The sequence below is a fragment of the Mucilaginibacter sp. P4_G9 genome (assembly GCF_056400985.1).
This window is the reverse complement of the sequence record NZ_JBFUKF010000019.1, coordinates 17,703-29,526: the sequence shown is the minus strand read 5'-3', so window position 1 is coordinate 29,526 and position 11,824 is coordinate 17,703. Positions and strand designations below refer to the sequence as shown.

Sequence of the window (11,824 nt, the reverse complement as noted above, 5' to 3'; positions counted from 1 at the left end):
GCTCATAATCTTTAATGCGTTTGGCCAGCATGCGCAGGTACCATTTTTTAAACAGATCGCTTTTTTGCTGGGCCAGCCTTTGCCAAACCTGGTGCTCAATATTATGCGAGCGATAAATAAGCTTAGCTTTAGAAAACCTACGTATAGATGCCAGGTAAGGGGTAACAAATAAACCTTCGAACTGAATAACATCATACGCAGTGTTCTTCAATTCGCGGATCAGCAGCTTTTCAAATTCGGCATCATAAAAGCGATCAACATTATTTGATTTTTTATTAAACAGGTTCACTACCGCATCAACCATAGATATGTTGATGTTGATTTTGTATGAGGTATAATTTATTTTATCCTGCAGCTCATCTTTTGGGTGGGAGTTGCCATTGTAGTTGTGCGCATTTAATGATACCAGCGATACACTGTGCCCTAACGCAATCAATCCTTTAATGGTATTGCACACCACTATGGCATACCCGCCATTTTGCGGAAATGGGACACGATGTGTTAAAATAAGAATTTTCAAATGATTGATGGTTTGTCACAAAAATACCATCCAGAAAGTGGTTATCAAAGTATCTTTAAAAAATACTTAGCTGCGGATCGCTTACCCTGAAAGTTTTACGATGATATGGCGTAAAGCCAATTTTCATTACCGTTTCGCGGTGTTTTATGGTTGGATAGCCTTTGTTACTGTGCCAATCATACTCCGGGTGCTCGGCAGCAATTTGCAGCATATAGTCATCACGGTAGGTTTTAGCTAATATAGATGCCGCAGCAATGCTGAAATACTTGCCATCGCCCTTAATGATACACTCATGCGGGGTGTTTGGATATTTTTTAAACCGGTTGCCATCAATAATCAGAAACTGTGGGGCGATATGCAATTTTTTGATGGCGCGGTGCATGGCCAGGAAAGATGCATTGAGGATATTGATCTCGTCTATCTCAAAATTATCGGCCGATGCAATAGCAAAAGCTATAGCTTTTTTCTCAATCTCTGCACGTAACTGATACCTTATTTCTTCTGGTACCTGCTTCGAGTCGTTCAATAAATGGTGGTCGAAATCATGGGGGAGTATAACGGCTGCGGCAAATACCGGCCCGGCAAGGCAACCACGACCAGCTTCGTCGCATCCTGCTTCAATCAATTCATATTGGTACCTGGCTGCTAACATCTGTGCAAATATAACCGTATCGGGTAGTAAGTATCAAGAAAGGATTGGGAATTTAATTTTGATCCGGCATTAAAGCTTTTGGCTAAAGTTATCCGTATTTAAAAGATCCTTAAGGTAAGCAGGGTGATGTCATCTATCGGTTTGCTTTTGTGTACCAGGTTCAGATGATCTAAAAGGGCGCCATTGAAATTATCGGGCGATAGGTTGCCGTGGGTTTTTACAAAATCAAGCAGTTTTTCCTCGTTCCAAACCTTATGGCTGGTAGATTCAAAATCCATCAGGCCATCGGTGTAATTTACAATAAGACTGCCGGGCTCCATATCAATTTCACCCTCATTTAAAAAAGGGAGCTCTTCAAAAACACCTATCATGGTAGTGCCCAGTTTTAATGGTATGGCCTCTCCATCGGAGTACAGGATGGTTGGATTATGACCAGCATTAATATAATTAAGCTTGCGTTTCTTTTGGTTATAACGGGCCAGGAAAAGCGTTATAAAGCGCTCGCCTTTGGTATTATTGAGTACTATTTTATTAAGGCGATCGATAATATTGGTCAGATCGCCCTCCACCGCGGCCCAGGCATGTAAGCTCGCCTGGAAGTTGGCCATCAGCAACGCTGCCGAGATTCCTTTGCCAGATACATCGGCAATGCACCACAAAAATTCATTTTCGTTCAGGCGGATAAAATCAAAATAATCGCCGCCGATGTTTTGATGTGGTAAATACTTTGCACCAATTTCCACACTATCATCCTTATGAAATTTTAGTGGAATCAACATGTTTTGCACCTCAACCGCCAGCTCCATTTCGCGCTGAAAACGTTCGGACTGTAAGCGTTCGCGAAATAGCTTTTTATTCTCCAGGGCCACAACTATCACATTCATCAGGGTTTGAATGAAGTTAAGATCGTTGCCCAACATCTCGCCGGATGTATCAAAATCGCCGATAAGGGCATAAGCCAATGCCCGGCTTTTATGGTATATAGGGATAAAATAATTGTACTTGCGTAAGAGAAGATCTATGTGATCTGCTATCGCGATTGGTGATTTTACCCGGCTTAATTTATTGCATGCCTTGCTCAAAGCCATTGACGATTCCAAATCGCCGCCATATTTTGAGATGCAAACAAACTTACCCTCTTTTTCAATAAGGAAACGCAATTTGCCCACCTGCAGGTAATTTTGCAGGATAACCTCAAGCATTTGAATAAGTATGGGGGTGGCAGTGTTTTTATTAATGGCCCTGGTTATCTCCAATAATGAGTTTAACTCTGATTGTCGCTTCAGCAACAGTCTGATTAATTCGTCTTCGCCAGAACTATCGTCTATATATTGCATCTGTTGTTAGTACGCTGACTAAAATAGAAAAAATATTTTCAAATGCGTGTACTTTGTGATTTTATATCGAAGGCATCGCGTAGCCCAACGGTAACCAGGTTAAAGGCATATACTAAAAGCATAATAGCAAGGCCCGGAATAATAGCCAGGTAAGCCGAGTTCATCACTATATATCCATAATGCTCTTTAATCATACCACCCCAGGTGGGCATAGGTGGCTGTGCGCCAAAGCCCAGGAAACTTAACCCGGCTTCGAGTAATATAGCCGATGCAAAGTTTGATGAGGCCAATACCAGCATAGGGCCGGTTATATTAGGTAAAATATGTTTGGTGATAATACGGGTATTGCTAAAGCCCAATGCACGGGCGGCTTCAATATATTCAACCTGTTTAAGGCTCATTACCTGTCCGCGTACCAGGCGGGCTACCTCAACCCACATTGACATGCCAACCGCTATAAATATTTGCCATAACCCTTTACCAAGGGCAAACGATATGGCAATAACCAGCAGCAAGGCCGGTAACGACCATAATATATTCATCAACCAGCTAAGCGCGGCATCTATCCAGCCGCCAAAATAGCCTGCTATGGCTCCAATGGTTACCCCCAACAGCATACTGATAATAACCGACATTAAGCCAACTGCCAGCGAAATACGGGTGCCAAGCAGCAACCTGCTCAGCATATCGCGGCCGTAAATATCGGTGCCAAGCCAATAGGTCCTGGTGGTTATTTGTTCGTTTTTTATTTTATCACCAAAGTGCTTATATATCTCGGCGGTTTTTTTTAGGGAGATGGCAGGGTTTAATAACACCATGCCGTAACGATAGCGGGGTTTAATTCCATTCACTACTTCAAAAATATTATACGCCTTTTTATCTGGCTTATCCTCGTCGCCAATATATTCGTTTACGTAAATAGAATCCTGCTTAAAATAGTATCCGGTAATGGGCAGCTCCCTATAAAATGACGACTGTCCAAAAAGCATCCTGCCAAAGAAGCCCGCCGTATCAACCTGTTCGCTTTTGCGGATTCGCAGCATCATAAACTTTGCTCCCGGCTTTTTAATGCTCAGCTGAATGGTCATATTATTTGCATGCGGGGTTTTATCGGGCAGCACCAGGTATCCCAATAAGGCTACAAGAAGCGTAACCACTATAAAAGCGAGCCCGCCCATAGCAATTTTATTACGCTTAAAGGCAATCCATGTTTGTTTTGAGGGAGTAAGCTGGGCCAATAGTTAATAGTTCTTTTTGGCTAAATATCGTTTAAATAGGTGCAATAAGCAATTAGCTTTATACAAATTACATTGATATTAAAAACAGGCGTTATTTTACCTCCCTGCCTTTCCACTGGTATTTTTTGTTGCTGCCTATTAAGCCCATCATAATAAGGTAAATTACATGTGCGGGTATCGTTATAATAAGCAGGCTAACCAGGTATCCGCGTTTAAAAAAAGTGGTAACCGGCAGCAGATAAACAGCCTCAAACAGGTATTTTAATAAAAACTGCACCAGGAAAAGTTTAAAGTAATAAATGTCATAAAAACCCAGGCAGGCGTTTAGTAATATTGATACATTAAAAAGCCAGAAGCATAAACCAATGGCTACTATTTTTTTATCCTTATACTTTGTGAATTTTGATGCCCATCGCTTTCGCTGCTGCAAAAACTCCTTTAAGGTGGGCTTTGCATGCGTATATACAATAGCATCTGTTTGTTTCAAAAAGCCAATTCGGCCAGGGTAGCGCGCCGCTATCTTTTGTAGCAGTAACTCATCATCGCCCGATGCTACGTCGTCAATCCCCATGAAGCCCCCAACCTCATTAAATATGTCCTTACGGTAGGCCAAATTAGCGCCATTACAGGTTGATGCCTTGTTATTGCCAATAAATGCGGCCCCAATGCCAATAAGAAAAGAAAACTCAAGGGTTTGCATCAGTTCAAATACCGATTTTTCTTCAAAAAAAGTTACCGGTGATGAAACCATTACCAGGTTCTGGCTTTCATAATAAGCCACTATGGATGATAGCCATTTGCTCCCCATGCGGCAATCGGCATCGGTAGCTACCATTAAATCGCCCGATGATAGCCTTATGGCTTCGGTTATTGCCTTCTTTTTATAGGAGTTAAGGGGCTTGTCCTCGTTCAGTTTAAGCAGGGTTATTCCATGGGCTGCATAGCTGCTGATGATGGCTGCGGTATCATCAGTTGAGTGATCATCAACAATAATAACTTCTAACAGGTGTTTTGGATATTCCTGTGCTAAAATATCCTCAATGGTTAAATGGATCCTTTCAGCTTCGTTACGTGCCGCAATGAGTATGGTAACCTTTGTGTTAAAATTGGCAATTGTAAACGGAACTACCTTAATATTAAACCAACCTTTAATTAAATAAATAACAAGTAACAGGTACAGTCCTGTTAAGAATAACGAAATTATACTAAGCGTTGCGATCAAAGAATTTGAGTTTAAATACAAATAAAGAGCCTAAAATAGCAGGAATAAATAAATTTATAAGCCATATAGAAGATACACCGGCTATTATGGCGAATTTTTGATCGGTTATATAAACAAACAGGTGCGATGCTGTAAAACCACGCACTCCAATGTCAAAAAGATCAAGAGAGGGCACAATTGATGATATTAAAAAAAACAGCATCAACATCATAAACATAGAGAAAACAGGGATCTGCGGTATCAGCATCTGGAATACCAAATAATACTGCAACGAGAAGGTAGCATACCGGGCAACACTGAAACTTATAATTTTAATGAGCTGATGGGTTTTATATTGACCCATGATTGCAAAAAAGCGATGATATTTTTTAACCAGTGGGATATGATCAAACAGATCAACCACCCACTTTATATGGAAATAAATGATTAACTGAATGGTTGCTAAAATTGCACCCAAAGCCATGATACTTACAGGCAGCAAAGAATTTGCATGTATATAAGTAAATATAAACCATATAATGGATACTGCGCCTAAAACATTGGTAACGGTACCCTGGCTAAATGAGCCTACACTCATAGCAAAAATGCCCGGGATTCGTTTTCGGTTTGGTAAAAACATTACCCGGCCACCATATTCGCCAATCCTGTTTGGTGTTGTTACTGCCCAGGTAAGGCCGCAAAAAACTGCTTCTATTGCTTCCCACAGCGTTATATCAATAAGTGTTTTGGTAACATAGCGCCATTTTAAAGCCTCCAAAAACCAGTTAACAAACATTAGCATAACAATAATACCCATGGTTATTATTACCCGGGTTATGCTTAAATGCGATGCTAAAAGTTCAAATGCTTTTAAGTCATCACTTTTTTTAGAGAACTGCCTGTAAATAAACAATGCAGCTGCAATTACTATACTGGCCTTAAGTAAATAGGAAACTATTTTTTTTGTAGAACTAGTCAAAAAGATAAATTTTTACAATGTTACGAAAAATGGGGTGAGGATTACCTCGCCCCATACAACACAACATAAATACTTTTGTTTATTTTAATCGGGCTTTTAAAAACGCAATGGTATTGGTATACGCATCCCGGGTGGCATCGCTGTTATAAGCAGGGTTGCTGGGGTTGGCAAAGCCGTGGTCGGCATCATATTGGTGCAGGTATAGCTTTTTGCCGGCCGCCTTCATATCTGCGCTAAATTTAGTAACTACTTTGGGGTTTATCCATTGATCTTTATTTGCAAAATTGCCCAGCACATCAGCATTTAAGGTTTTTAAGCGCGCTACATTCTGCTCGGGCATACCGTAATACATTACGCAACCGGCCAGTTTTTTACCGGCCAGTAAACTGGTTTGCAGGCTCCAGCCACCACCAAAACACCAGCCAATGGTGGCAATATGGGCACTTTTACCAGTATAGGTTAATGCACCGTTGATAATGGCTTTGGCCCTGTTTTCGTTTACAGCCTGCACGTATTTGCCCGCATCCTGCTGGGTTGTCGCAACTTTGCCATCATAAAGGTCAAGGTCAATAATGTTCACATTCCCAAGATCGTTATAGATCTTTTCAGATTCGCGTTTTACATAATCATTCAATCCCCACCATTCGTGAATCACCAGTATGTAGTTATTGCTTGGTGCCTTAGCTTTTAACATATACGCCGTCGATTCCTTGCCATCGGGCGTCTTATAGGTAATATTTGTGCCTATGCTGCTTTGGAAACGGACAGGTAATGGTTTTAAATGCGCCATCCTGAATTTTGAATCAGACGCCAGCGAAGCAAACCGTTGTGTTACCGATGCGTTACTGCAGCAAACTACTTTACGCTGTGCAAATGCATAGGTGCAAAAGCCGGTTAATAAAACAATAAGAGTTAGCTTTTTCATAGTTGGATATTTTTCTGGTAAGCCGTTAGGGGCTACATAGCAATACGTTTATCGATTGATTTGCGTTGCCTGAAACTTAAACGGTATTAGTAGGTTTACCTCAATGTTTTTACATAACATTCARTTTGATCCCTCAAAATTACGGTTTAATATAATTTTTCCAACATCATTTTCTGCCCGGGCTAAAAGTGAATAACGGGCAGCGTTGTAAGCAGCGTTAATTATTCAACCGTCCAGGCAGCAACCTCATACGCGCCTAAGTCAACAGCAATTTTACTATCAATTAGGTTAGCAGTGCTCGTCCCGATAAAACTACCCGTCTTTTTCCAAGGTAATCCACTCGCCTCAACACTTGCAGCCTGATTTTTATCCGATAGATTAACAACCACTATAACTGCTTTGTCCCCATCCTGCCTGATAAACGAAAACACCTGGTCGTTATTATTGGGGAGGGTTTTGTAAGTCCCTTTAACTATAGGCGCATTGGATTTGCGCAGGCTGATCATCTTTTTATAATAATTAAAAAGCGAATTGGGGTTTTTTCTTTCTTCCTCAAGGGATATTCCGTCGTTGGGTTTGTCATCATTAAATTGGTCCTTATATGGGCCCGTTTGTTTGTACCAGTAGGCCATTCCTTTACCTTTAGCTGATGCGTACCATTCAAAGGCTTGTCTGTCGGGAATTTCATTGGCATCGGTTCCCCCAAAGTTGGCGGAGGTGCCGGTCATGCCCAATTCCTGGCCGTAGTAAATAGCTGGTATGCCGCCCATCAGCAAGTTAAGTGCGCAGCCTGCTTTTAGTTTACCCATATCGCCTTTAACGGCGGTACTAAAGCGGGGTACATCATGGTTTTCAATAAACACTACCTGTTGCTTACCGGCCGGGTTCATAGCCAGGGTTGAATCGGCATTGGCTAACAACAGATCTTTCCTGAACGACCGGATGGCAAACGCCAGTCTTAAGCCAAATACGCGGTCAACGCCGCCCTTTTCCAAATATTCCAAACCTAAGTCGAACCAGTTGGCCTGCTCGGCGACAACTTTTATTTTAGGGTTAATGGCTCTTAGCTTGCTCAATAACGGGTTCCAGAAAGTATCAAACAAATGGGGGAGTGTGCCTTTATTATCCAGGTTATCCATCATATGGTCAAGCCGGAAACCATCCACGCCATCGTCAAACTTGCCGTCCTTATTAGGGTCCAGCCAGTAGCTAAATAGTTTAAAATTGTACTCCTTTGATTTTTCGCTGTTTAAATTGGCTGTTGTAATTTTATGGGTTACACCATCATAGCCTTTTAATTCGGTTAAATTATATACTATGGTTGATGGCTTTTTATTCTCCTTGTCGTCCCAGATAATATAATCGGTATACTCGGATTTTGGGTTGCCGAATGCATCCCTCCACCATTTGGAATCCTCGGTAACATATTGGGTTTCCATATCCATGTAAAATTTCATCCCCCTTTTATGCAGTTCTTTAATCAGCGCCAGGTAATCCTGCAGCGTGCCATATTTAGGATCGATCTTTTGGAAATCAATAGCAAAATAATTGTGGTAATAAATTGATTCATAAAGTGGAGTACACAAAATGGAAGTTACACCCAGTTCCTGCAGGTAATCCAGTTTCTGGCGAATGCCGTTCAGGTCGCCATGGCTATCACCGTTACTATCAAAAAAACTCCGTTGAAAAACATGATATATGATCTCGTCGTCGTTGCCATTTTTATTCCCCTTTTGTTTAGGATGGGGCAGTGCAGCGCTTGCAGCTAATGCAACGCAAAGCAGGCAGGCAAGCACAACGGTTTTTTTTATTTTCATAGATATATAATTGCACCTAAAACAACTGAAATGATCACTAAAATACAATGAGTAAATAGGATATTAAATGGCTTATCTTATCCCTAAAAATAGCATTTATTACCAACATACGGATTATATACGCCATATATTGGCCAGTTTTGCTGTGTTTTGGCTTAAGTTGTAGTCCTATTTTTGTACGTTAATAATACTTTAATTGTTTGTACAATTTGCAGGCTTGATTTATTGTAAATTAATAAGTTAATTAGGCCGCAAAAGCGCCTCTAAAACAATAAACCGATACATGGCTATTACCTGCAAAGCAGCCATTACCAATGGCCACGGAAGTTTTACTATTGAGGATATTGAAGTTCATGATCCGCAGCCCGATGAGGTGCTGGTAAAAATAATGGCCGCCGGGCTTTGCCATACCGATCACGACTCGCTGAACTGGGGCAGGCAGCTTATAATAGGGCATGAGGGTGCAGGTATTGTTATAAAAACAGGTAGCGGGGTTAGGGATTTGGAACCCGGGGATAAAGTGATATTAAACTGGGCCATGCACTGCGGGCATTGCTTTCAATGTTTAGAAGGCAACCAGCACCTGTGCGAGATAGCTTCGCCGGTAGCAGCCGGAGGGAATGGTTATACGCCCGGCCACGCAGATCCATTGGGCACAACTTTAAACGCGCAACCCGTTTTACGTTCATTCAATATTGGCACCATTGCCGAATACACGTTAGTAAAAGCATCCGCGGTAGTAAAAAATGTATCTGTAAACATGTCGTTCCCGGCGGCAAGCATCATAAGCTGCGGAGTAATGACAGGCTATGGTTCGGTATTAAATGCCGCTAAAGTAAAAACAGGGGCATCGGTGGTGGTACTTGGTACCGGTGGTGTTGGGCTTAGCGTGATCCAGGGCGCTAAAATAGCCGGGGCCGGCATGATCATCGCCATAGATATCAACCCAAACCGTTTAAAAATGGCTGTCGAATTTGGAGCAACCCATGCCCTTTTGGCCGGCAAAGCTGATACAGGGCTGTTACTGGCGGCCCAACAGGTAAAAAGCATGACCAATAACCGGGGCGCTGATTATGCTTTTGAATGCACAGCTGTCCCGGAGTTAGGCGCCGCGCCGCTGGCGATGGTCCGCAATGCGGGTACTGCTGTACAAGTGAGCGGAATTGAGCAGGATATTACTATTGATATGCGCCTTTTTGAATGGGATAAAATTTACATCAATCCGCTATACGGCAAATGCCGCCCACAGATTGATTTTATGCAGATTGTACAACATTACGAAAAAGGGGATCTGATGCTGGAAGAAATGATTACACGCACTTATAAAATAAATGAACTTGATAAAGCTTTTGATGACATGCTAAACGGCAGAAACGCCAAAGGAGTTATTGTTTTCGACTAAAAATATGCCATTTAAAACAACAAAGTTATCAAATCCGCAGTTTGAAAATAATGGTTTACGGTTTATCACTGTAAAAACCCCCAACCTTAAAGGCCGGGGTGATATTTGCGTATACGTTCCGCCCGGGACAAAACCAACGGCTACCTTACCCATTGTAATACTATTACATGGCGTTTACAGCAGCGCCTGGAGCTGGGCCTATAATGCGGGAGTGCATTTAAAATTGAATGAATTAATAAATGCGGGTGAACTGCCACCTATGATACTGGCTATGCCATCTGATGGGCTTTGGGGCGATGGATCTGGTTTTTTACAGCACAGTTTATATAATTTCGAAAAATGGATAGCGGAGGATGTGCCTGCCGTTGTAAGGGAAAATATTAATGGGGCAAAAGAAGATTCGCCCCTGTTTATCTCGGGCCTGTCTATGGGTGGTTTTGGCGCTTTGCGTATCGGTGCCAAATATGGGCAACAGTTTAGGGCAATATCCGGTATGTCGTCAATTACCAGCCTACCCCAGATCAAGCTTTTTGTTGAAGAGCCTTTAAAATACTATGCGCAGGATAATGCGGTTGACGAAGATGTTTTTGCAACTTTTAAATATTACAGGCAGCAATTGCCGCCTATGAGGTTTGATTGCGGCACAAACGACCTGTTGCTAAGGTACAACCGCGATCTGCATAAAAAAATGGAGCAGGAGGGTATTCCGCATATTTATGAGGAAAACAGTGGCGGGCATGAATGGTCGTACTGGTCAAAGCATGTTATAACTACCTTAAAGTTTTTTGCAAGCCATCTATAACCAGTAGGTTGCCCGAGCCCTTGTAGCTGATGTAATTAGCTTTTTTGCACCTGCCAGGAGATAAAAATGGCTGATATTTTAACAACAATTATTGATATTTTGATAACAAAATAAAAAGCGAAATAAAATTAATGAAAATATAAAATGCTGATACATAATGTATTGCGATGTGTTTGTGTTTGGAATTATCATTTTTTTGTCAATTAGGCATCGGGTCATATACCAATGTTGCTATTTTGAACGTTTAACTACTTTGTAGGTTCTAACCTGCAAATAGTGATAAGGTTTAGGTTTAAAGTCCCCAAGCAGCGAGTGCAAGGGGACTTTTATTTTTAAGCCTATATATAAAGAGATTCTGTACCTGATATCCTCATCAATTATTGCTTTATTTGCAACCTGCAAGAATACCCTGCACCGGTTAACCCTCAATGAGCGATCTGAAAAAGGAATTATATGATTTATGTGTAGCCCATGTGCGCAGGAGCATGGATGCTGCCGAGCTGGCCATCCAGGAAGCTCAAAAAGCATCAAACGATGATACCAAAAGCAGCGCCGGCGATAAATACGAAACCGGGCGCGCTATGATGCAGCAGGAAACCAACCGCAATCTTGCCCAGTTAAATGAAGCTAATAAACTTATGGTTGCCTTAAACCGTATCAGCACCACCGGCACATCAACTATTGCCGGGCCTGGTAGTGTGATAGCTACTAATAATGGAAATTTTTACCTCGCCATCAGCGCCGGCAGTTTACCCTTTGCAGGTAAAACTTATTTTGCTGTTTCTCCCGGCTCACCTGTAGGCCTTAAACTTAATGGCAAAAAAAAGGGTGACAGCTTTACATTGAATGGTAAATTGTATACTATTGAATCGGTAAGCTAAGTATCATGTGCTTAATGGGTATAAAATAGATCCCGTAAAGTTGCCACGCTCACTCTTATTTCTACCTGCC

General features: G+C 41.7%; 11 protein-coding genes. 3 read left to right on the top strand and 8 right to left on the bottom strand.

Annotated features, from left to right (window positions below):
- The 8 genes from AC1DPZ_RS03830 to AC1DPZ_RS03795 form a co-directional block, all read right to left on the bottom strand.
- A partial coding sequence (locus AC1DPZ_RS03830; RefSeq protein WP_477401373.1) for a glycosyltransferase occupies positions 1-520 on the bottom strand: 520 nt, incomplete at its 3' end.
- A gap of 55 nt (positions 521-575) precedes the next feature.
- Positions 576-1,172 carry a ribonuclease HII gene (locus AC1DPZ_RS03825; protein ID WP_477401371.1) on the bottom strand — a complete coding sequence of 199 codons (597 nt, stop codon included), beginning with the start codon at positions 1,170-1,172 and terminating at the stop codon, positions 576-578.
- Positions 1,173-1,270: 98 nt separating this feature from the next.
- Positions 1,271-2,509 (bottom strand): PP2C family protein-serine/threonine phosphatase, encoded by a 1,239-nt coding sequence (locus AC1DPZ_RS03820; protein WP_477401369.1) that lies wholly within the window; start codon positions 2,507-2,509, stop codon positions 1,271-1,273.
- Positions 2,510-2,547: 38 nt separating this feature from the next.
- On the bottom strand, positions 2,548-3,747 hold the full coding sequence (locus tag AC1DPZ_RS03815; protein WP_477401368.1) for an ABC transporter permease: 1,200 nt from the start codon (positions 3,745-3,747) through the stop codon (positions 2,548-2,550).
- A gap of 91 nt (positions 3,748-3,838) precedes the next feature.
- Positions 3,839-4,969 carry a glycosyltransferase family 2 protein gene (locus tag AC1DPZ_RS03810; protein WP_477401366.1) on the bottom strand — a complete coding sequence of 377 codons (1,131 nt, stop codon included), beginning with the start codon at positions 4,967-4,969 and terminating at the stop codon, positions 3,839-3,841.
- The gene (locus AC1DPZ_RS03805; RefSeq protein ID WP_477401365.1) at positions 4,953-5,927 is read right to left on the bottom strand and encodes a hypothetical protein; all 975 of its coding nucleotides are present in this window, start codon (positions 5,925-5,927) and stop codon (positions 4,953-4,955) included. The genes AC1DPZ_RS03810 and AC1DPZ_RS03805 overlap by 17 nt, the downstream gene beginning before the upstream one ends.
- A 79-nt stretch (positions 5,928-6,006) precedes the next feature.
- The gene (locus AC1DPZ_RS03800; RefSeq protein WP_477401364.1) at positions 6,007-6,852 is read right to left on the bottom strand and encodes a dienelactone hydrolase family protein; all 846 of its coding nucleotides are present in this window, start codon (positions 6,850-6,852) and stop codon (positions 6,007-6,009) included.
- 221 nt (positions 6,853-7,073) lie between these two features.
- On the bottom strand, positions 7,074-8,669 hold the full coding sequence (locus AC1DPZ_RS03795) for an alpha-amylase family glycosyl hydrolase (protein WP_477401363.1): 1,596 nt from the start codon (positions 8,667-8,669) through the stop codon (positions 7,074-7,076).
- A gap of 283 nt (positions 8,670-8,952) precedes the next feature.
- Between AC1DPZ_RS03795 and AC1DPZ_RS03790 the strand changes: the two genes are divergently transcribed.
- The 3 genes from AC1DPZ_RS03790 (at position 8,953) to AC1DPZ_RS03780 (ending at position 11,754) form a co-directional block, all read left to right on the top strand.
- Complete coding sequence (locus tag AC1DPZ_RS03790) at positions 8,953-10,071, top strand: alcohol dehydrogenase catalytic domain-containing protein (protein ID WP_477401362.1); 1,119 nt, start codon at positions 8,953-8,955, stop codon at positions 10,069-10,071.
- Positions 10,072-10,075: 4 nt separating this feature from the next.
- Complete coding sequence (locus tag AC1DPZ_RS03785) at positions 10,076-10,873, top strand: alpha/beta hydrolase (protein ID WP_477401360.1); 798 nt, start codon at positions 10,076-10,078, stop codon at positions 10,871-10,873.
- 428 nt (positions 10,874-11,301) lie between these two features.
- Positions 11,302-11,754 carry a 3-oxoacyl-ACP synthase gene (locus tag AC1DPZ_RS03780; RefSeq protein WP_477401359.1) on the top strand — a complete coding sequence of 151 codons (453 nt, stop codon included), beginning with the start codon at positions 11,302-11,304 and terminating at the stop codon, positions 11,752-11,754.
- Positions 11,755-11,824 lie beyond the last annotated feature (70 nt).